20 protein-coding genes and 2 pseudogenes are annotated in these 22,179 nt (G+C 43.5%); 8 read left to right on the top strand and 14 right to left on the bottom strand.

The annotated features are described in order from the left end of the window. The 3 genes and pseudogenes from J7545_RS12515 to J7545_RS12510 all read left to right on the top strand — a co-directional run. Window positions 1–1,136: calcium-binding protein (locus J7545_RS12515; RefSeq protein ID WP_318719620.1), on the top strand; the 1,136-nt coding region annotated here is incomplete at its 5' end. A 106-nt stretch (window positions 1,137–1,242) separates the two neighbouring features. Further along, window positions 1,243–1,353 (top strand): annotated as a pseudogene (locus tag J7545_RS24055) (alcohol dehydrogenase); the annotation flags it as partial. After that, entirely contained in the window at window positions 1,325–1,534 is a 210-nt protein-coding gene (locus J7545_RS12510) for a zinc-binding dehydrogenase (protein WP_413038712.1), read from the top strand. The pseudogene J7545_RS24055 and the gene J7545_RS12510, both read left to right, overlap by 29 nt. A 112-nt stretch (window positions 1,535–1,646) precedes the next feature. Here the strand turns inward: J7545_RS12510 and J7545_RS12505 are convergent, their stop codons facing one another. Further along, window positions 1,647–2,240, bottom strand: coding sequence for an esterase/lipase family protein (locus J7545_RS12505; protein WP_318700700.1), 594 nt, complete (start codon window positions 2,238–2,240; stop codon window positions 1,647–1,649). A 221-nt stretch (window positions 2,241–2,461) separates the two neighbouring features. Then, window positions 2,462–3,181: a response regulator transcription factor gene (locus tag J7545_RS12500; protein ID WP_271938546.1), complete on the bottom strand. Its 720-nt coding sequence runs from the start codon at window positions 3,179–3,181 to the stop codon at window positions 2,462–2,464. Window positions 3,182–3,510: 329 nt separating this feature from the next. Between J7545_RS12500 and J7545_RS12495 the strand changes: the two genes are divergently transcribed. The 4 genes from J7545_RS12495 to J7545_RS12480 all read left to right on the top strand — a co-directional run bounded on the left by J7545_RS12495 (window position 3,511) and on the right by J7545_RS12480 (window position 8,074). Further along, window positions 3,511–4,428 carry a hypothetical protein gene (locus tag J7545_RS12495; protein ID WP_318719619.1) on the top strand — a complete coding sequence of 306 codons (918 nt, stop codon included), beginning with the start codon at window positions 3,511–3,513 and terminating at the stop codon, window positions 4,426–4,428. A gap of 182 nt (window positions 4,429–4,610) precedes the next feature. Next, window positions 4,611–7,112 (top strand): vWA domain-containing protein, encoded by a 2,502-nt coding sequence (locus tag J7545_RS12490; protein ID WP_318700698.1) that lies wholly within the window; start codon window positions 4,611–4,613, stop codon window positions 7,110–7,112. 121 nt (window positions 7,113–7,233) lie between these two features. Continuing rightward, on the top strand, window positions 7,234–7,716 hold the full coding sequence (locus J7545_RS12485) for a TM2 domain-containing protein (protein WP_318700697.1): 483 nt from the start codon (window positions 7,234–7,236) through the stop codon (window positions 7,714–7,716). A gap of 61 nt (window positions 7,717–7,777) precedes the next feature. Next, complete coding sequence (locus J7545_RS12480; RefSeq protein ID WP_318700696.1) at window positions 7,778–8,074, top strand: hypothetical protein; 297 nt, start codon at window positions 7,778–7,780, stop codon at window positions 8,072–8,074. Between the two features lie 262 nt (window positions 8,075–8,336). Here the strand turns inward: J7545_RS12480 and J7545_RS12475 are convergent, their stop codons facing one another. The 8 genes from J7545_RS12475 to J7545_RS12440 all read right to left on the bottom strand — a co-directional run bounded on the left by J7545_RS12475 (window position 8,337) and on the right by J7545_RS12440 (window position 18,525). Beyond that, window positions 8,337–9,299, bottom strand: coding sequence for a Fic family protein (locus J7545_RS12475; protein ID WP_318700695.1), 963 nt, complete (start codon window positions 9,297–9,299; stop codon window positions 8,337–8,339). 108 nt (window positions 9,300–9,407) lie between these two features. Then, window positions 9,408–12,074: an AAA family ATPase gene (locus J7545_RS12470; protein ID WP_318719618.1), complete on the bottom strand. Its 2,667-nt coding sequence runs from the start codon at window positions 12,072–12,074 to the stop codon at window positions 9,408–9,410. Window positions 12,075–12,259: 185 nt separating this feature from the next. Then, window positions 12,260–13,423 (bottom strand): DNA double-strand break repair nuclease NurA, encoded by a 1,164-nt coding sequence (locus J7545_RS12465; protein ID WP_318700693.1) that lies wholly within the window; start codon window positions 13,421–13,423, stop codon window positions 12,260–12,262. A 44-nt stretch (window positions 13,424–13,467) separates the two neighbouring features. After that, entirely contained in the window at window positions 13,468–14,676 is a 1,209-nt protein-coding gene (locus tag J7545_RS12460) for an S-layer homology domain-containing protein (protein WP_318700692.1), read from the bottom strand. Between the two features lie 50 nt (window positions 14,677–14,726). Then, entirely contained in the window at window positions 14,727–15,440 is a 714-nt protein-coding gene (locus tag J7545_RS12455) for a DevA family ABC transporter ATP-binding protein (protein ID WP_318700691.1), read from the bottom strand. Between the two features lie 138 nt (window positions 15,441–15,578). Continuing rightward, complete coding sequence (gene devC, locus J7545_RS12450; RefSeq protein WP_318700690.1) at window positions 15,579–16,757, bottom strand: ABC transporter permease DevC; 1,179 nt, start codon at window positions 16,755–16,757, stop codon at window positions 15,579–15,581. Window positions 16,758–16,787: 30 nt separating this feature from the next. After that, window positions 16,788–17,162, bottom strand: coding sequence for a four helix bundle protein (locus tag J7545_RS12445; RefSeq protein WP_413038713.1), 375 nt, complete (start codon window positions 17,160–17,162; stop codon window positions 16,788–16,790). 70 nt (window positions 17,163–17,232) lie between these two features. Then, window positions 17,233–18,525, bottom strand: coding sequence for an HlyD family efflux transporter periplasmic adaptor subunit (locus J7545_RS12440; protein ID WP_318700688.1), 1,293 nt, complete (start codon window positions 18,523–18,525; stop codon window positions 17,233–17,235). A 104-nt stretch (window positions 18,526–18,629) separates the two neighbouring features. Between J7545_RS12440 and J7545_RS12435 the strand changes: the two genes are divergently transcribed. Continuing rightward, complete coding sequence (locus J7545_RS12435; RefSeq protein WP_318700687.1) at window positions 18,630–19,265, top strand: TetR/AcrR family transcriptional regulator; 636 nt, start codon at window positions 18,630–18,632, stop codon at window positions 19,263–19,265. Between the two features lie 77 nt (window positions 19,266–19,342). Here the strand turns inward: J7545_RS12435 and J7545_RS12430 are convergent, their stop codons facing one another. From J7545_RS12430 to J7545_RS24050, 4 genes and pseudogenes are all read right to left on the bottom strand, one after another. Then, window positions 19,343–19,903: a Uma2 family endonuclease gene (locus tag J7545_RS12430; RefSeq protein WP_318700686.1), complete on the bottom strand. Its 561-nt coding sequence runs from the start codon at window positions 19,901–19,903 to the stop codon at window positions 19,343–19,345. 342 nt (window positions 19,904–20,245) lie between these two features. Beyond that, the gene (locus tag J7545_RS12425) at window positions 20,246–21,460 is read right to left on the bottom strand and encodes a tetratricopeptide repeat protein (RefSeq protein WP_318700685.1); all 1,215 of its coding nucleotides are present in this window, start codon (window positions 21,458–21,460) and stop codon (window positions 20,246–20,248) included. Further along, complete coding sequence (locus J7545_RS12420; RefSeq protein ID WP_318700684.1) at window positions 21,457–21,999, bottom strand: hypothetical protein; 543 nt, start codon at window positions 21,997–21,999, stop codon at window positions 21,457–21,459. The genes J7545_RS12425 and J7545_RS12420 overlap by 4 nt, the downstream gene beginning before the upstream one ends. Before the next feature lie 54 nt (window positions 22,000–22,053). Continuing rightward, window positions 22,054–22,179, bottom strand: a pseudogene (locus J7545_RS24050) (IS630 transposase-related protein); the annotation flags it as partial.

The following is a 22,179-nucleotide window of genomic DNA, read 5'->3' as shown; positions in this document are numbered from 1 at the left end:
TACCAGACCACTTTACCTCTTTTAGCGTTCGCGAAGCGACTCCGCAGGAGTCTCGCCAGCTTTCCGTTGAGGTTTTCAGCAAAATACCACCGAAAAAGGTCGCTATAGCGACCTTTGAGCTGCCTTGTCACCCCTTGAGCTTCTTCTCCTTCACCAGTAATTCTGGAGGAGCAGGTGTGGTTGAACAAGTCGGGAATTTAACGAGTGCAGAAATTCTCGCCGCGTTCCCCAACCCTCAACCCCCAGCTTCTGGTTCAGGTACATTTACTGATCCTGTTGCGCCTCCAAGTTCAACCACAACTACCACCAATGTCTCCGTTGAAGTCACCACTGAGTTTAACGTGAGCATTGGTAATGATGTGGTAGTCGGTACGGCTGGAGCTGATGTGGTTCTTGGTTTACAAGGTGACGATCAAATTAATGCTGGTGCAGGGGATGATTCTGCCAATGGTAACCAAGGTGAAGATACGGTTAACGGTGGTGCCGGTAATGATACTTGTTACGGCGGACAAGGGGATGATACGGTCAGTGGTGGCGATGGTAACGATATGGGTTCAGGCGATCGCGGCAATGATATCGTAAATGGAGATGCTGGCGAAGACCAACTCAATGGCGGCCAAGACAATGACTCCATCGACGGTGGCGCAGATAATGACAACATCTTTGGCGGTCAAGGAAATGATCTGATCAATGGGGGTGATGGCGATGATGTTATCAGTGGTGATGCTGGTACAGATACCCTCATCGGTGGCGCAGGTAATGATGTCTTCGTTCTGCGCACTGGAACCGCAGCCACAACAGCAGCCGAAGCCGACCTGATGTTAGACTACCGCGAAGGCGATACTATTGGCTTGACCGGTGGAATTACTCCCAATGACCTGACGTTCACCGTAGTCAACGGCAATACCATTATCGAGGTAACCAATAATGGTGTAACCTCCGTTCTCGGTATCGTCAATGGCGTAGCGCCTGAGCAACTCAGCTTTAGCACCGCTGACATTCAAGTGAATATTACGGGTAATGTTTCTGTCATGAGTAGTATCTTTGTCGGCGGCAATATTGGCTCTCAAGCCTTTGCTGTTGGTGCAACTGCTTTTGCCAGCGTTGACTTTAGTCAGTCCTTTGCTCTGGTGTAGTTTCTCCATTCTGAGCATTTAGATTAGGTTAGATCCTAATCGAGTAGGGGTAATTCATGAATTACCCCTACTGTTTTGTTTGGCGATACAATACAAACAAGCGAGAGGCGATCGCGTTTTGGTCGAACCTTGTTTAGTCGAGGCTAACGGGAAATCCTTATCTTCTTCGTGGTATTTCGGGTCGGAGTGTGACGGAGGATTTGCCCAATATACAGTGGACGTTTTTTGGTTGCACCCAATTGGAGCCATCTGTTTTTTCTAACCTGATTAAGTCTATTGAAACGGGACAGATTCGCCCTCTTGTGGCATCAACCTTTCCCTTAGAGCAAATCGCTCGGGCCCAAGAAATGTTTCTGGAAAAACAATTCATGGGGAAAATTGTCCTCACCCTCGACTGAGGATAATTTTCTACAGCGATCGCCCAGACGGGGGTTGTTTATCCCATAGTTATGGCGATCGCAGCTATTCAATTGGAGCGAAGTCTTTGCCAGGCGTGTTAGTAATGCGCTCTTACCGTTTATCCGTCAGCGCTTTTTCTACGGTAACCAACGTACTGTGGCTGCGTACCATCATCGCATGGGGGAATACACACAGTTTAACATTTTTTCCCACAGGCATTTGCGAACTTTTTGCTGGTACAATGACAAAATCGTAGGGAGTCCAGAGAGAACTAAACTTGACTTGCTCTAACTGCTGCACCTCTGCATTTAAATCGACTAAAAATTCACTCCCCGGACGCATTTGTACACAACCAATAAACGGCAGTAAATAAGCCAGATAAGTCCCATGATGGGGAGAAGAAATGGTAATAAATCGTTGAATCCTCTCCAGTCCCCCCAAGCGCTGGACATAATAGCGACTAACTAAGCCACCCATGCTCAAACCGACTAAATCAATGGGTTGATCGGGGGCAAAGTGTTCATCGACATAGGTTTTAATTTGTAGGGCAAGTCGATCTAATCCCACAATTGAGGTATTGGGTACCAGATCAAACCGATGGACTTCCCATCCGCGCTCTTTCAGGTATTTTTCCATGCGGTTAAACACATAGGCTTTACGAAAAATGCCATGAATTAGCACTACGGGATTACGGGAGTTTGACATATCAATTCAATTCTTAAAGACTTAAGGGCACCTCTATTAATTCAGTAAATGACTTTCAAAATGCATTAGATCAGTTGACAGAACTCAGCTTCCTCCTAGGCATATTACCTGACAATCATCACTTCTCTCAGAAACCCAATTTCTCTGCGTGGGTGCCGATCAATCCTACAGTTGAATGGGTTAACCCTAGGCTGAACCCACTCTTGTAGGTTGATCGAGTGTTAAGAAGCTTCTGATTTAGTTGAAGGTAACTCCAAACAATAACCTGCACCGTAAACTGTTTTGATATAGCGCGGATGACGGGGATCGGGTTCTAATTTGGTTCTCAGATGGCGAACGTGAACCCGAATGGTTTCAATATCATCATCGGGATCGTATCCCCAAACCTCCTTGAGGATTTCACTCGGAGAAACGGTTTGCCCATGGCGCTGGAGAAGACAGTGAAGTAACTCAAACTCCAAATGGGTGAGTTTAACAGTCGTATCAAACCAAATGACCTCAAAGCGCTCTGGAATCAGAGTAAGGGGACCATAGTTGAGAATTTCACTGTGTTTAGCTGCTTGGGGAATGCGATCGGTACGTCGCAGGAGGGCCCGCACCCGTGCTAACATCTCCTCAATTTCAAAGGGTTTGGTGAGATAATCATCTGCACCGGCATTAAAACCTTCTACCTTGTCTTGGGTTTGGCTGAGGGCAGTTAACATCAAGATGGGGATATCGGCAGTGCGATCGTCTCGACGCAGACGTTGACAGACGGTAAATCCATCAACTTTAGGCAGCATTAAGTCCAGTACAATCATATCTGGAAGTAATTGAATCGCCAGGGCTTGGCCTTTAATGCCATCAGGTGCTTGACTGACATCATAGCCAGCCATTTCCAGGTTGACAGCAACTAATTCTGAGATTGCGGGATCGTCATCGATGACTAATATCCGGGGCATTGCTAAAGTAGGTTTCTAAAGTGGGCGGTTGACTCTCTCCCCGATCGAGCTAGGAGAGATAGGAAAGGAGTTTGCGATCGTAGAAATCTTAACTTAACTTGTTCTGATTTTAAGCTGCACTCAGAAATAAGTAGCTATCCTAAGATTTCCTTACAGATTATACGCAATTGTGGTCATGGGTATAGTGCTGGTAGAAGGGGAATGGGGTATTGGAGGCGATCGCTCCCTAAAATCCCCAGTTGACACAGACGTTAATGACGTTGGCAGCCAGATTGAAGTATGATTTACGGCAAGTCAGGTTCCTTGAAAATGAGTCCACGCCAACCACAATGAAAAACAATATCTTTGATGCTCCACCAGGGTTTACGCCAACAGGACAGAGGGTCGATCCGATGGATAATATTTTTCAGCAAGCTCGCCAGGGTAGCGTTGCCGCTATTATTCAGGTATTGAATGAAAAGCTGGCTAACTCAGGGATTCGTACTAGGGCAGTTTTAGACCGGGGGATTCTACAACTGTTATGTGAGGGAGAAACAGAGGGTCAATTGGAACAAACCCCAGTGGTGGAGAAGGTCACCATGATTTTAGAGGAAATTGCTCCTCGCCATATTCGGCGCGTGAATATCAATAGTCGCCTGGTGCGCGAGCAACAACTGTTGTGGTTAGAAGAAATTCAGCAAGATCCAGAGGGTCAACTGCTTTGGTCAGAACTCATTGTACTCAGAAAACCTGGATTATTAACACAATGGTCTTATAACCGCCAGGCTCAGTCCTTTCGCAAGCGGAAGACTCCCCTCCCGAATTATACCCCCTCCCAGTTAACACGGGAACAGCGCCAATTCCGTCGAGGCATTATCGGTGGCGCTATATTTAGTGGTGTCCTGGTTTTGGCTGGATTAGGAGTTCTGTCTTGGTGGGGAACACCCAAGGATTCTAATTCTGATACTCCACCAGTGGCAGGAACTAACCCCTCGACTCCATCTACTGCTACTCCTACTACTGCCGATGCTCCTACTGCTGACCCTTTTCCGGAGGCGGTACGTCTAGCTCAAGCTGCGGCGAATGAGGGACTGACGGCACAAACAGAGGAGGAATGGTTAGCCTTAGCCGAAAAATGGCAGCAAGCGAGTGATTTGATGGCTCAAGTATCGGCTTCTGATGACCGGTATCAGATTGCCCAAGACCGAACTATTCGCTATCAAGAGAATAGCCAAGCAGCTCAACGAGAAGCAGACAAATTACGTTAGTTGTGGAGTGTCGGGAATAATTGGAGATATTCCTGATTACTCGGACTTGATATCAGAAATGAGTGGGCAGAAGAACTTGAAAAGAAGTGCCTACGATACCCGCCCAATCAATGGCTAAGTTGACAAAATAATCAACATCAATTAGAATAGGGAGGTAATGATGCAAGAGGCTTGGATAACCTATGGTTAAGAACGCTGCTGAATTGATCCCTGCACCGACAACTAAGTTTGTCCTCTACAACCAAGCAGGTGAGCCAAAGGCTTATTATCGGGTCGATCGCCAACCGTTAAGTGAGAAGGACGAGAACTCGAATACGGAAGCAGTGGAGGCGATCGCCCATAGTATTATTGTCATCGATCGCTCCGGCTCAATGTACCATGACATCAACCCCCTCAAGGAAACTCTAATCAAGCTCCTCACCCTAGAAGAATACACCCATTCCCAACTGGTGGTCACCCTGATTTCCTATTCTTCCCAAGGAAATTTGATCTCGCACTTCCAGCGCGTCCCCATTCAAGAGGTGATGAAGCTCAATTCTTCGTATATTCAGGACATTCAAAACATTCGCGTTTCTGGTGCAACCTGCATTTCCCAAGCGCTGCAACTGGCAACTGAGTTAATTCAACCGGATGAGCTAACGGGCATTACCCTGCATAGTGATGGTTATGCGAATCATCCGAATGTGCGCTCAGAAGTGGCAAGCTTAGAACAAATTTGTCAGAATCTGAACCAGAATAACGTTTTTCTGAACGCGATCGCCTATTCTGCCAGTTCCGACTTTAAGTTACTCTCCCGTTTAGCCAACCTGGTGTCTGGAACTTGCGTCCAAGCGGGCACAGTGAAACAGGTCTATGATTCACTGTACAACACGTCCAAGGTTTTAGGGGAGGCGATCGGCCAAGCGATCGAAGAACCCCTCTTCAAAGAATATGACTATCAACTCTTCCTCTCCCACAGTGCTCGTAAGCTCAATGGCAATGCTGGAAAACTGAAAATTTTGGGGCTTAAACCCGATGATGATGGTATTTTCTATAAATATCAAAAACTCACCGAAGCCGAATTTGAGCAATTAAGCGATATCCCCCTAGCGCAAACCGATGAATCCGTATTTACCTTTGCCAAAGCGCAACTCATTGATGGGAACTTAAACCTGGCTAAATATGCCCTCGTCAGCACCTTTGATGCCACCTTATCTCAGCGTCACGGTAAAGCCATCACCAATAGCCAACTGGTGGAATTTTCCCAAGACTTAGACAAAGCCATCTACGATCCTCAGAGTTTAAGCGATCGCGAGATCCTTTCTGAAGTTCCCATCAACAAAAACTTACCGATTTTAGAGCTGATTCAGTTATTCGAGACCCATAAAGACCCAATCATCCTCAATCTCAAACATCTCCAAGATCATTATCAGCGCCGAGGAGTGAAGCGCATTCCTGGACAGCGAGATGCAGAGGGGAACTTGGTCAAACCTTGGCTGAAAACCGAATATGTGGACAGTGGCGACTATGTGCAAATGGGGTCATTTGACATTAACCGCAATACCGCAACCATCAATTTACTGATTACCCGTCCAGTAAAATTAGTTAAATCTGAGGATAAAACCCCGATCGCAGAAGTTGCCGGGATTCTGCTCAATGACTTGAAGTCTTATAACAACTATACTCTAGTTGGAGATGGGGAGTTAAATGTTGAGACTTTAAAGGTAAAATTTAGTAATGCCAAAGTCTTTAAAGTCTTCAAAGAACAGAATCTGTTGACTGATGCCGACCAATTTGATTTTAACACAGAATACGAAATCGACTTAACCCAGTTACCGATTGTGCCCATGGCCGCCGATTATACTCAAGTGCAGGGAATTTTTTCTCGATTAGCTATTTTGCGGGTATTATCGAGTCTCTTGTCTGCCCATCTGAAAGAAGTTTCTGAGACGTATACCGCCGATCAACTGGCTGCCTTGAAAGAGCATTATTTATCCAAAAGTTTGTATCTAAATTTACCCACGACTACCGAATATTCCGATCTAGAAGAAGCCTTGAATACCGGTAAAGTGGATTCCCGGGTGAGTTATAAAATTGAGTTAGGCAATTGTGAAATTCTCAATTTAGGTCAATTGCATTCAGCCAACAAGTTTTTAGATCGGTTTTATGAAGTCTGCGATCGCCAAACGGGAGAAAAGTTAGATAAGCCAACGTTCGATCGCACTCTAGATGGAGCGGTAGTAGTTGGTCACAAAACGTTATCGAAGCGCACAAAAGTGACGAAGGTGGATGACTTGATGAAGCCCATTTTTGATGAATTTCTGGGCTTGGAAAAAAATGGCAGTGTAACTGAACTTTTGCAGGAGTTAGGTGCGGCTGATTTAGTTAGCTCACTGGAGAAAAAATGGCAAGGGGAAACGGTGGAAACCGAGCAATTTGTGGAGGACTTGACTGGAGGATTGAGGAAGGTTAATCAAGCCTTAGAAACCCTTTATCGAGACAAGATTTCGCCGTTGGTGTTTCATATTGGTGCAACAGGACTCATTCCGGATGAGTTAGAAGCTGTTGCCTATACTGCCGATGAACTCTCAGCTAAATCAGGGGATCTGAAGTTTTCTAAGTCGGAAAAAGAAGGTTTGTTCTTTGAAGTGGGCGATCTGATTATCAGTGTTTATCCCAAGACTGAGTATTATAGCGTATCTTAAAGGACGAGCATAAAGGAGTGAGGAGCGATCGCCGCGATCGCTCCTCACTTCTCACTCTTTCTCGTGCTAGCATAAGATAAACCACAAGTTTTGCTCCCAAAATACTCGCCATACTCAACCCATGAATAAGGTTAGCACAACCTATCTACTCTGGCTCCTCGGCATGTTTGGAGCCAATGGTATTCATCGCCTGTATAATGGCAAGATCGCTACAGGTATTCTCTGGTGCTGTACATTCGGCTTGTTTGGGATCGGTCAATTTATTGACTTGATCTTTATTCCCGGTATGGTTGATGAATATAACCTCAAATATCGGCTCAAACATGGTTTATCTCCAACAGGTATACCGTTGAGTCCTCAGACAATTCCCTGTGAAGTAGTGGAGGTGACTGAAAAACAAGCGCCAGAACCCACTAAGGTGAAATTAGTCAAAGCGGCTGCTGCACGAGGAGGAGAGATTTCTGTAACCCAAGCAGTGGTAGATACGGGTTTAGATTTTGATGAGGTAGAAAGCCTGTTACTGGAGATGTTGAAAAAGGGTTATGTGACGGTAGATAATCATCCTCAAACAGGGGTGGTTTTGTATCGCTTTGAGGAACTTTAAGCCCCATCTTCCCCTAGGAGTATCTAAGGTGTAATCAGTTAAAAATGAGGAGGGAAGAGTTATGTCTGTGGTAACCGAGAATCGGGAATTGGTACAGCAACGAATTGTGGATGTTGTTGAGGATTTGATGGCGCTCGAAGAGCTTTATCGACAGGATTTAGTCGCTCAGGAAATGGTAGAGACGATTTTTCAAACGGTTGAAGAGAACCATTTACTCGAGACATTTGCGGCGATCGCCGCTCGGGATTTGCGCGATCGCTGTAATGGTATTATAGCCATGCATCTTTGGGCAACAGCAGCTAAAGACATGAGTCCCAAGGAATTAGATGAGCTGATTGATGCGATTGAGGGACGATAATCAAGGGCAATGGGCTATCTGTTAGATACTAATATTGTTTCTCTCATTATGCGCCAAGATGCCATCATTATTGATAATTTTGGTTTGTATCGAGCACAAAAACAACAATCGTTAAGGGGTTAACGGTAGTATCGCGAGATGAAGATTTGAGACGGATTAAAGAGTTGAACTTGGAGAATTGGCTAAGTTGAGCTATCCTTTTACTATTTTCCCGTAGTAGCCAATCTAGACTAAGAGATGAGCAACCATCATGTCTGTTCTGTTAGTCTAGAGATTCACTCATCCGATCCATAAAATCAGTAATTTGCTGATAAAAAATTTGCCCCTTATTTTGACTCGCACCTGCCGTAACCAACACCTGCAAAAATTCCACCAGTGAGCGAATCGTCGCATCACAAATCAAATCAAAAAGCTGACTCAAATCATCTTGATTGTGTTGTCCATACACCAGAGCATTAATATAATCATTGCGGATTTGATTATGAATGACAACAATGGGGTATCCTGCACGAAGTAATAGTAAATTCATCAATAATCTAGCTGTTCGTCCATTGCCATCCCGAAAAGGATGGATAGAAACAAAGCGATAATGTACCTGGGTTGCATATTCCACAGGATGAAGGTTTAAAGCTGAGTCTGAATTGAGCCAAATCACAAAATCTCTCATCAGTTGAGACAGTAAATAATGGGGAGGATAACGATAATTCGTTCCTGCTGCCATCACATCTAGAGTGCGATAACTCCCCGCTTCATTGGGGTTTATTTTTCGCAGAATTAGATTGTGGATTTGTTTGATTTCCCATTCATTAATTTCCGTATCCACCTGGGCTAACATTTCAATATAGTCGATCGCTTCTTTATGCCCAATCACTTCCAAATGCTCATCAAGTGTCTTACCCCCAATCGTAATTCCCTTCGTTAAAACCAACTCAGTTTCACTTTGGGTTAGCGTATTCCCTTCAATGGCATTTGAGTTATAGGTAAACTGAACATCATAGAGTTTTTTCAGTTCCGTCACGATCGCCCAGTCAAAGGGTCTAAATTCATCTAACCAAGATTTGAGTTGGTTGATTTGCTCTAATTTAACCGGATAATTCATGATTACATAGTTCTCAATTAAAGCAGTTAATGAAAACTCAGGTTCTTGATTGAAAACGATGAGTTTTTGTATAAATTTATCGTGTAGTCTAGAAGAAGCAACCCGTAAATTTTCTTCGATTTTCATCCTGACTCCTTATATCGCATCCTTAATTTTTGCAAAAAGAATGTTCAAAGATTAGAAGAAATTCTATAAATAACCCCAATTTATAGAATTGGCTTAATTTCAGATGACTTAACGTGGTCTTGTCTTTTTCTGACTATTTGTTTTTCCTGATTTATCAAGAGAACTTCTATCTTTAACCAGGCTTTCATTTTCATTTGTATCATCTTTTTTATTAATAGAAGTATCATCAGCTTGAGACTTATTGGGGATTTCCTCAAGACCTTCATTTAAGACTGAATCATGACTGATTTCTTTATCTTGACTTGCCAACAATCCAGCATACTTAATTCTTTCTAAACCTGATTGAAATCCAGAATAATCATCAATGGATTTATTCATTTCAATATCCAGCTTAAAGTGGCGGCGTAAATTTTGGATCACAATTCCAATTGCTTCAATTTCTTTGCTTGATTCATTCTCTTTATTGATATACAAAATTCTTTCAATTTCATCGAGTAAAATAACTGCATCTTCGCGCTTTGCAGAAATTGGATACCGTGCATTAAAATCTTTCTTAAGACGTTCTATTTTTTGAGTCAGTTTTTCGTCAGTTAACTTCTGTTGAGCATAACGTTGCATCTCATTCAGCTTTTTGAAAAGATATCTGAAATTTTTCTCAAAAGTTGTAAGAGCATTACTCTGAGTTTCTGATACTTCCTTTGCTTGTGCCCACTCATTTACAACCTTAATGACATTACGGGCACATCCCACTTTATTAATTTTTAAGTCATTCTGAGAAGACTGTGTAAAACTTTCCTGTAGTGCATCAAGGATCGTTGTACTTGCCAGTTTATCTCGAACTACATCTTCGGATAGCCGATCAATTTCCAACTCATTGATTTGCAAAAATTCCCGTAAATAGTGTTTTGTAGCGGCTATGCAAATTGGTAATGGAATAATGTCTTCTATTTCAAGTCTCATTGATATGTTTTCTGCTTCCAGAACAAACTTATCACGTAGGTCACCAAGCTGAAGAATAAATTCTTCCTTAAGTAAAGGTTTCCGGTGTTGACCTCTTTTACCTAACAAATGCTTTTTAGCATCATCTCCACTACTGTCACTATCTAGTAGAACAATGACTGCTGGTTGTTCTACATCTCTTCCACGCGCCAAATAAACTTGATATGGAATATGAGAAGCTGAACCTGATGGAACAATGGTAATTTGATTTAAATCTAAAGTCTCTAAATTGGAAATATCTCTAGATCTTAAGTATGTTGTAGCTCCTGCAATCAGAATTTGGTCAGAGAGTCCTTCAACCATTAAGTTGCAGTTGCCAATAAAAGTAGTTTCTCCAACGTAAGGACCAATTGAGGATCTCAGTGGCTCGTAATGATTTCTGGCTGCGTCCTTAACAACTCGTGTGCCTTCATCTTCATTCCCTTTTTGTAGAACTCGAATTCGTTCACCATGATTTTTATCAATCAAAAAAGGAGAGTGAGTCACATAAATAACTTGAATAGGATGTTTTAAGTGAGAATTAGCATCAGGGCTTGAAAACAGATCGAATATCTTCAGTAAATCTTGTTGAGCTTGGCTAGATAGATACGCATCAGGCTCGTCCATCAATAAGATTTCAGATTTCTCTGAGTGACTTTCATGAGAACGATATTGAATAAAATAACTGAGGAAGTACCGTAGTCCTTGACTTCTTTCATCAAAAGAGTATTCTGTTCCTGTTCGATCTGTTATCGTGAATACTAAATCATAATCTCTGGCAATAACTTTTAAGCAAAAGTTTCGATCTTGAACCCAATAGTTGGGGAAATTTAAATTAATTGCAAGTTGTCTATTGATTTTTTCAATTATTCCATTTGCATAACCCTGCATTCCATTTTTGATAGCCTCTGTCAAATCGATTAAAGCGTTAGTGTCTACTTGAGCTATCTTGCAAATTAATTTGTAAGCTAGAGCAAATTGTTTTTCTCTTTTTTCTTTTTCTGCCTCACTGTAATTAACTTCATCTAGTGCTGAAACTATAGTTTTCAGTGCTTCAAGCCCTTGACCATCAACCTTTTCTACATTTGGCCCTAAGATATTCTGAACCTCTTTGATTAGTCCAGGATTTTTATTAAAAATATCAAGTGCATCAACAATTTTATTTCTTTGGTTTTGATCTAGAATTTCAAATTTTCTTCCCTGGGAATAGCCTTGATCTCCTAATTCTACCAACTTCTTGATAGGAATGTTAGAGGGAAGTGCAACATCAGACTCAATTTTGAGGATTTCAGGCAGTATCTCTTGCAATTTCAAGGCTTGATCTTTATCGACTTTGTAAGTTTTATATTCCCCTTGTTCACGTAAGTATACAGTCGTTTTATTGCTGTTTTCCCGAAATACAAAAATACGGTCAAAGCTGACATTCTCAAGTCCGGCTATAATTCTTCTAAGCTTTGTCTTTTGATCGTCAGTAAAGCCAGTCCATTCAGTCCCAAAATCAGGATATTTCAGCTCATTCTGTTTAACCGTAAAAAAAGGTGAATATCGGCAAAAATCACTCCGTTCAATCTCTTTGCCTGTTATCGCTTTTTCAAGGGCACTTAATAAATGGGACTTTCCAGATTCATTAGCACCAACAATGGTCGTGATTTTTTCTTCAATAGGAACTTCGATATATGGATAAAAAGTCTCATCTACTTGTTCCCAAGGCTTGGGTTTTACCCGCTCATCATTCTTCCTCAAGAAGTCATCATTGAAGGACTTATAGAACCGAATAAAGACTGTTTTGAGATACATAAGCTAAAGATTGTGGATCGAAGGATTGGACTTATACTATTGAATCCGGCAATTTCTATATTTTTTTCGAGATTATAGGATATTTTAATACTTTTTTAGTATCAGTTTATTAAAAAAGTATTAAAAATTTTTTAGTGAAATTATATGGAGGTTATCCCCATTAAAGCAGTATGAGTGACTCAACCCTAACGCCGGTGGGCTTTGCTGACCATTTTCCGGGAGAGTCGAAACGGGATCTCTTCCTGTTCCGCCCAATCTTGGAGGAGGCGGTAAAAGAGTTTACGATCTTCACTGCGGAGAACGGTGACTTGATCGGCGGTTTCGATCACATAAGGATATCCGCGCCCAATAATAGCTTCTGCGCGTACCCAGTCGATCACTTGCTCCAGTAACCCCGCTTCAAAGATCCAGAAGGGCAATTCCAGGCGCACTGGGTATCCTGCATGGGTTTTCAGATAGGTAAATGTGACTTGATTCGCTTGCTCTTGATAGTCGCGGAGGATACCAGGACGACAACAGCGACAGAGAACCGTGCGATCGCCCCATTCCATCAGTGGATTAAGGAGTTGCGGATCGCTCACTCCAGAAATGGGAGGTAATCCCAACACCCGTTGCAGCATTTGCGTGGTATCTTCGGAGGCGCTGGTATCGATATAGGCAACGAGGGGAATTTGATGGTGTTGAGTGGCACTCAATACTTGACGCAAAGCTTTCAGATAACACTGATAGGTTTGGCGATCGAAGGTTTCTGCAAAACTAGCAATCAGGGAGCCATCATAAAAGACCAGACGGGAGGATTGATGGCTGTGGACGTGCATATAATCGATGATCCGACGCACTTCTAATTCCAAACGGCGACGGTTGACAAGGCGATCGAGGGATTCCCCTTTCTCCAAAGCGGCAAATTGATTCGGAGTAATTAAATCTACCGCGATATCTTTTTCATAGTCCCCATCTCCACGATGAAAGTTTTCAAACCAGCCAATTTGAATCACCGCGATGGGTAGGGAAAAGTCCTTGCTCGGATAGATTTGGGAACCATCAACAGCAAATGTGGGAATCCCCGTGAGGCGATCGCGTACCCACTGTAAGCTTTGTTCTCGATTTTGCCAAACGAGATTCGATTTCACGATCCAACCGCGATCTCCTCTTTCCAATGGTTCAGCATAAATGGAATCATGCTCATCCACTAACTCAATGCTTTTACATCGCTCAACCACTTCCCTAGAACGATGCAAAAGGGCTTGGCGATAGGGTCGGAGTTTCTCAAAAACTTGGGACTCTAAGCCCTTAAATTCCGAGCGTTTCACTTGCAGCAAAGATAAGATTAGGGATGGATCGAGAGGCATAGATGAGATGGGGGAGTGGGAGAATGGGGAGACACGGAGAATCATTATTCATTATTAATCGATCGCCCCTCTCCCTGTATTCCAAAATACGTTAGCGCTGTTGCTGCTTCCAACTGGGTTACTGTTTTTTGGGGCTGAAATAGCCTTGTGTAGCCAAACACGCGCCTGATGTTGGCATTATTTCCATTTCGGAAATCCACTAAAATACTCGGTAGAAATTGGCTATTAATTTTACTGGCATCTTGGAATCCCCAAGTATCTTTGACTGCCTCTATCGTCGCTTTCGGCAGAGCTGAACGAGTATCTAAAGGCACTTTCCAGCCAATGAGATTTTCCCTCGTCAGGGGCGCATCCGGACGAAACCGGGTTTCCGTTGCTTCTCCTGTCAGGGCACTGGGAATTAATCCGGCTTCTGCTAATCCTTGAATATAAGCAAAATCTGGATCGCTTTTTGGGACATCTTGAAAAACGGGATCTCTAGTCGTAGATGCTAAACGAATTTGTTTACCTGGATCGTCGGCATAGATTTGATTATTGGCATTCATTAACCAGCGAGCATAGTCTCCACGGGTAATGATTTCATTGGGTTGAAATGCTTCTGTAGAAGAATTATTAGTAATGCCGAGAGTAATCAATTCTGTGACTCCTGGCGAGAGTGGAGTAGAAACGTCTAGGATTTCATCGATTTCTGCATCATTATTCTCAGAAGTCGGTGAAGGATTCGGCGAAACGGTTGGAGAACTAATCACCGTCGGTGCATCGTCTATCCGATAAGTCAACGTATACGTCGTTTGTCCAGAAGTGGGAGGAGCAAAGTTGAGGGTAAGTTGCAAGCTCTCAAGACGCGCAGACAGTTCTGGTGCATCTGGAGTGCTAGTAATTTCCCAGTTGCGCTCATTTAATTGTTGTTGGTAATAGCGTCTGACTAATGTTGTGGAGTCTGCACTAAACCAACGGGTAATCGTGCCTTCTTCAGCAGCAGTGAGGGGAGAAACCAATTCTAGGGTAGCGTTGGGATATTGGGGAATGGTTGAAGGAAAATTATCGGGAAGCTCAATGGCAGAAGCCGGTGCAGGAGAGGGAGGAGGAGAAGCTTGGGGAGACGATTGGGATGCGGGATTGGCTTGCAGTTGGGGATCGGGGGCAAGCAGTTGTTCTAGGCTTCTACCTCCAGAGCTATTGGCACAGGAAGTTAAGGGAGCGATCGCCACTAGAATCGCAAATAAGGAAAGAGCGGGATAACGGTTCAACACGGATTAGGGAAGGGTTGTGAGTCAATCAATTGAGTCTTGCGATCCTTATCTTAACTTTTGATTGGTAATTCACTGGCTCGATCGCTCTTGGATAACCGTCCATCTTCCATGTGAATAATGCGATCGGCGACATCTAAAATCCGATTATCGTGGGTTACCATGAGGATTGTACAGTTTTGTTCCTGGGCTAAAGTCTGCATTAATTCCACGACAGCACGTCCAGACTGGCGATCGAGAGCAGCCGTCGGTTCATCGGCAAGCACCAGGGGAGGATGGCTAACCAGAGCGCGGGCGATCGCCACCCGTTGTTTTTGTCCCCCAGATAAATTATCGGGATAATACTGCAAACGATCTCCTAATCCTACCCGTTCTAACATGGCTGCCGCTCTCTCTTGCATTTCTTTGGGCAACCATTTTCCATGCACTTCTAACCCCATTTGCACATTTTGTAGCGCGGTTAAACTGTTATGTAAGTTATGGGCTTGGAAAATATAGCCATGTTTGCGTCTGGCTCTTGTCAGTTTGCGCGCCGAGGCTCCACAAAATTCTTTCCCCAAAACGTTCACGCTTCCCGACTGCACCGATCGCAGTCCTCCCACTAAGGTTAATAAGGTGGTTTTTCCCGATCCAGAAGGGCCAGTCATAATGATAATCTCACCCGCCTTAATTTCCAGATCAATATCAAATAAGATTTGTTTGCGCAGATCCCCTTTCCCAAAAAAATGGTCAAGATTTTTAATCGTAATCACAGAAGGTTTAGTCATGATAGTTATTGACTGATAATTGATAATTGTGTAAGGGCGGGTTCACTCATCGTCTAGTTTAGAGTCGAAGATCTTGGTGAACCCGCCCCTACGTTAAAAATTTCCCCATTCCCCTACTCCCGCATCTCTTCATCAAAACTAGAACAAATCCGCCGGATCGGCTGCTTGCAGTTTCCGCGTCGCGATCGCCCCGGAAAAACAACACATCAGAATAGTAAGAATTAGGACAAACACTGCTCTAGAAAGAGTCATATACATGGGTAAGTTTGTCGCTTGACGGGTGAGACGGTACAAGCCCATAGAAACAGCTAAACCGGGAAAAAATCCCGCTATTACTAAAATCATCGCTTCTTCAAAAACAATCCCTAATAAGTAGGTTTGTTGATAACCCATCGCTTTAAATGTGGCATATTCCCCCAAGCGATCGGCTACATCCGTAGACAAAACTTGATAGACAATAATTAAGCCAACTAAAAAGCCCATGACTGCTCCTAGGCGAAAGACAAACCCAATGGCAGTATTTTCTGACCAATACTCTCTTTCAAAGGCGATAAATTCTTCACGGGTTAACACTTGCACATCTGCAGGTAATCGGGTTTTGAGGAGATTAGCCACAGCTTGCGGATCGGCTCCTGATTCCAAATAGAGTAAACCCGCACTAATGCCTCCTGCATCCCGACGACGGGAAAAGAGGCGGAGAAAATTGCGATCGCTGGTCATAATTGTCCCATCAGCGGCAAAAGATGCCCCAATTTCATACAATCCAGCGATTTCAATCTGACGATTTTCTACCTCAGTTACCGCCCTTTCACCAGCTAAAACCCGCTCAATGGCATACCCATAGTCGCCTCGCGCCGCTTGGTCAAAAACGACGGTATCCGGTAATTTCATGAGAGAACTGTATTTATCTAAACTCGCAACATCGAAGGGGGGGCGATCGGGATTAAATCCTAACACTAAAATGTTAGTTTCACGACCAATTCCTGGAATTTTCCAATCAGCAATATTCACATAAAGCGGTTGACCATCAGCCACTCCAGGAACATCCATTGCTTGATATAATCGACGACGGGTAATGGTACTTAAATGGACTAAATTTCGAGCTTGGGGACTAATGAGAACAATATCGGCATTTAAGATATTGTGTAGGCGAGTATTGCTACTATATAGTGCCCCCTGAAATCCCAGTTGCATGAAGATTAATAGATCGGCAAAGGCAATACCAGAAATCGCAATCAACAGACGAGTTTTATCGTGACTCAGTTGGAGAAATCCAAGGGGAGTTCTGCGGGTTAGGTTTTTGAGGAAACGAAGCATGATTGTGGGAGATAGGGGGATAGGGGGAATTTAGTTGGGTTTTAGTAGCCATTTTTTGTAATCATTAGCGATGATTACAATGGAACCGATAATTTTGTTGTATTGACGGTAGAGTTCTCTGGCTGTATCTACATTGAGATATTGGCATTTGACTGCAAATTTTAGCCAGACTTGGGTTTCTGCGGCTTCGGCTTCAGCATCATTTAACCGCAGCAGAAAAGATCCTTGGTAACGTCGTCTACGCCAAGCTTCTGCTAAATTGGCACAGACAGAACGAGAAGAGCGTCTGATTTGGTCTGTTAATGAATATCTTTCTTCCTTTGGAAATTGTTTAGATAATTCAAAAATATTCATTGCTGCATCAAATGCCATCTGATAAACCTCCAAATCTTCATGGGTTTTAATAAATAGTTGTCGGTTCTGTTACTGATTCGTATCCATAAATTTCCCCTATCCCCCCATCCCCCTATCTCCACTACAGTTCAATCTCCACCAAAACTTGCAAGTTACTCAAACCGGCAGCTAATTCACTAGAAGCTGGATCTAAGCCAATTTGGACTTCGACAACTCTGGCATCAACATTTTGGGTTGGATCAATGTCTAGGGCGCTTTGTTGTTTCACTTTTAAGCCGATTTGGGCAACCGTTCCTGTTAGATTTTGAGGTAATGCGTCACTGGTAACTTGAACGGTTTGTCCTGGGCGAATTTTAACTACGTCGCTATCGTAAACTTCGGCAACAACTCTCATTTGTTGGGTTTGTCCGAGTTCTACAATACCTTCAGGATCGATCGCCTCGCCGGGACGGGTGTGAACTTCCATCACTCGCCCTTCTTGGGGGGTTTTAATATAGGCAAGTTCTAAGTCGGCTTCAGCTTGGCGAAGGGCGGCTTGGGCGCTGGTGAGTTCGGCTTGAGCGAGTTGGATGTCTACGGGACGAACTTCGGAAATCGCTTGGAGACTGGCTTGGGATTCTTCAATTTGCCGTTCTACGGTGTTGATGGTGCGGTTGAGGTTGGCTTGCGCTTCGTTAATTTGTTCGCTGCGACTGGTGACGATGCGGTTGAGGTTAGCTTCCGCTTCTTGGAGTCGTTGTTGGGTGGTGTCGGCTTGCAGGCAGATGGTATCGCGATCTTGGGCGGATACGGCTCCATCAGTGTGGAGGGTTTGATAGCGCTGGCAGTTGGTTTGAGCATCTTTGAGTTCGGCGGCGATGCGGTTGAGGGTGGCTTCTTGGGCTTGTTGTTCGCCTTGCAGTTGGGCTTCTAAAGTGGAGATCGCCGCCCGTTGGGTAATGATTTGTCCTTCAAGTTCGGCTTGGGTGCGGCTAAACCGAGCAGAAGCGGCGCTAATATCGCCGGTTTTGGCTCCAGCTTTGACTTGAGCGAGTCGAGCTTCGGCAACTTGGACTTGCGCTCTGGCTTGTTCTACGGCAGCTTCCAGGCGATCGCGACTCTCTAAAATGGCGATCGCATCACCCGCCTTTACCCAGTCTCCCTCATTGACCAGCAGTTGGGCAACTCGGCTGCTTTGGTTTGCCTCAGAAGCTGAAAGCTGGATCGCTTCTCCCTTGGGTTCGAGCCAACCAATGGCAGTTACCGTTTCAATTTTTGGCAGTTCCACCACTGGAGGCGGTTCCGGTTGGGAAAAGAGAGTTTTTGGCGCAACCAAAGAATAGGCGGTGACTCCTCCAACGGCGAGGAGTGTAGTAGCCAGTAGAGCCACGGTTTTGGATGATTTCCATTCGGTTCCCATTGCAGTGCGTACCACGATCCTAGCTCCTAAATTAAACGGTTTAGTTTAGCTTGCTTTTAGTATAGACTAAACGGAGTAGTATAATCAAGAAAGAAATCCCCAATTTGGAGAAAAATTCCATGATGTCCACCGACTCTCCCCAAGCCAAACCCTTATCCAACAAAGCCCAGCAGATTCTCAACGGAGCCATGCAAGAATTTTTAACCCATGGCTATGCAGGGACAAGTATGGATCGGGTAGCTGCCACTGCGGGAGTCTCAAAAGCCACGGTATACAGTCATTTCGGGGACAAACAGGGATTATTTACGGCGCTCGTGCAACGATTAGCGCAAAAGAAATTTACTCGTTTATTCGCATCTTCTGAGCAGTTTCCCACCCATGACTTAAGGGAAGTTCTGCAAAATATGGCCAATACGATGCTTGATAATCTAATTGAAGACACCGACTATCAGAACTTTATCCGCCTGATGATTGCTGAGTCTGGGCGCTTTCCCGAATTAGCTCAAACCTTTGCCCTTCACTTAGCCAAACCGGGAATCGAAACCGTCACCCGCCATTTATCCAGTTTTAAGGAACTCAATTTACCCGATCCAGAAGCCACCGCCCGCATTTGGATTGGGGCATTGGTTCACTATATGATCGTGCAGGAGATGCTCCAAGGTAAGGACATTATGCCGATGGAGCGCGATCGTCTCGTGGACGCGATGTTACACCTGTTATCAACCAAGAAAAATGGTATAGCAGAAAAAGAGTAAGTTAGGACTCCGGTTCAATACTGAAACCTATTCCCCATTCCCTATTCCCTATTCCCTAGCGCGCAGCACTATATCAACTAATTCAAAGTTAAATAACTGAAAATGGTTTGCCCAGAACTCTGGAAATCGGGCAAAATGTCTAGACAGGGAAGCACCGTATCACCTTGATAAATTCGCGGTTGTTGTTCTGGAGAAAAAGACATCACTAACCGCTCTTGAGGATCGATTAACCAACCCAGTTCTGTGCCCTCATCTAAACAAAAGAGGATTTTATCGATTACCCGTGTGGACGGTTGTTCTGGCGAGAGAATTTCAATTGTCCAATCCGGTGCTAAGGTAAACAAATCCTCAATTTCCCCTTGAGGATTTAAGGGAATTCTTGACCAAGTAAAGACACTAATATCGGGAACCAGGGAACGTCCAGCAAACGTACAGCGTAATTCGGTAAAGGCGCGGGCAATTTTTCCGGGAGTTCCTACTTGATTAATGGCACTGACTAAACGGGTTTGAATGGCACTGTGTCTTCCTTTTGGCATGGGTTTGGTGTAAATGTGTCCATCAATATATTCACTGCTCGGTTGAGTTTCAGGCAGTTGCAGGAATTCTTCTAGAGAAAGTTGGGTTGGAGTAATGATCATGAGATTATCGAATATTATCGGTTCCAGGTTGAGAGGCGATCGCCAGAATTTCCCGTTTATGAGCTTGCAGAATTTCGTTCATAGGCCATCAAAAACACAAAATAGAGGGTTATCTCGCAGCTAAATCGAGGTATAAAAGTAAACATTTAGTAATCTAGAGTATTCACTGGATAATAGCTTAGCGATCGCAAGCAAATAATAATCATATTCATAATCAACATTTTTTTGTTCTATCCTAAAGTTACTATCAAAAAAAACTTTTAATAAACACATTTTTCTCTTGATCAAATCATAGTAATAGTATGGTAAAATTTGTATAGCATGGTCGAATTTTGCTATTATTTATTCACATCGATTTAAGTACAAGAGTGGAAACCCATGAGTATGCAAGAAGCGTTTTAATAAACACCAATTCTTGTTAACCCAAGCATAGTAAAAATACGGTTGCAGTTCTAGAGCGCGATCGAAGCTCTCTATTGCTTCTTCATATCGCTGTAATTTTAGGAGTGCAACGCCTCGGTTATTCCAGTTCTCGTGAGAGTTAAATTCTAATTCTATGGCACGATCGTAACTCTCTTTTGCTTCTTTATATCGTTGTAAGTTAACAAGAGCAAGAGCGCGGTTATTCCAAAATGAAGAGTAATTGGGTTTTAATTCTAGAGCTTTATCATAGAGTTGTATCGCTTTTTCATATTGCTGTAAATCATAAAAAGCATTACCCTTATTAAACCAAGCATAGTGAAAATTTGATTGAAGTACTAGAGCGATATTGCAGCTTTTTATTCCTTCTTCATATCGCCCTGAGTCAATCAGGGAAACACCTCGGTAATTCCAAGCTTCGTAAGAGTCCTGTTTTAATTCTATGCTTTCTATTGCTTCTTTATATCGCTTTAAGTTGTTAAGGATAAAGCCTTGATTATTCCAAGCATAGTAAGAGTCTGGTTTTAATTCTATAGCATACTTATAGCAATCCAAGGCGTTGCTATAGCTCTGATCTCCTATAAAAAGTAGCCCTTGTTTTCTAAGTAGCCTTTCCTTCAGCACATCATTTGATTGATCGAGCTTAATGATTTTTTCTTTGGTGTTTAAAATTTTCTCATAGGGAACTAGAAACACCAGACGAATGGGTAAATGTGCTTCAAACATCTCCCTTTGCCGATTCAAATGACTCAGCAGTGGTGGCACTCCCTTCCAACTGTAGTTATAGATTTCCTCAGCAGTCCAACCTGCCAGACGCTTCGTATCTTCATAGCTGTATAGGGTTTGTTCCACTCCACTAATGCAGGCAATTTCAAACCCCTCTGTCTGATATCGTTCTGGCAACTCTGGATAGAGGGTTTCACTGTCCCGATTCAACTTAATTTCTACTATCTCTTTCTGGGGTAAACGCTCTGGAATCGCACGAATAACTTCTGTTCCTTGAGCCGGACTACATTGGACAAAAAACAAACCAAACCCCTTTTTCCGTCGCAAAGCACGCAGGATATCGGCAATGACCTCCGCATTTTCTGCGCTCGAACGACTTAACTCTGGAAAACCTGTCCAAGGTTTAGTCATTCCAACTCCTTCCACAGTACCGGATGGACATCATACCAAGTCTGCTTATCTCCATTTTCATCAAAATAGCGATATTCCAACAGACAACGACTAAACAACAAACTGCGCTGAATTAGGTTATTTTCAATATCTTTTGACTTATGTACTTCTCGCAAGATCTCCCATTGATTTTCCTCCACTGCTCGGCGATAGACATCTCGTAAATTATCCACAGCTCGTTGCACTGCCCGCGCTTGAATGGGTAGAGTATCAGTTTTATTAATCACTTCCTGCATTAATTGTACCAAATCCCGCACATAGCCACCGCTCATTAAACACAAGTCCTGCAAAACTTCCTCAGACTCAAACACCTCTGGAACCAACGTATCGCGCAAACGCTCAGGAATCCGCAGTTGAATAATATTTTGCAAAATCTCCAAGCCTTTATTGTAAGGTTGGTCATTTTTCTGGCGCACCATAATCGAGGGTAACACCTGGGGAATATCATAATTATCCTTCAGGTCTGTTGCCCAGCGAGAATAGATCAGGGAAATGGGCACAGTGTAAACAATATGGCAATTCAGCGCCTTCAATTGTTCGTGGCGGTAGAGAAAAATTTCCTCTAAGTATTCAATTCTCTGTTGAGGTTTCCTTTGGCTGTAGCGTAGAGTTGTTTTTTCGCGTCTGCTTCATCTGTTTGAGGGCATACCAAATGGCATTAATATTTACCCCGAATTCTG

It is taken from the genome of Roseofilum sp. SBFL (assembly GCF_017746885.1).
GTDB lineage: Bacteria > Cyanobacteriota > Cyanobacteriia > Cyanobacteriales > Desertifilaceae > Roseofilum.
This window is presented reverse-complemented; position numbering and strand designations above follow the sequence as displayed.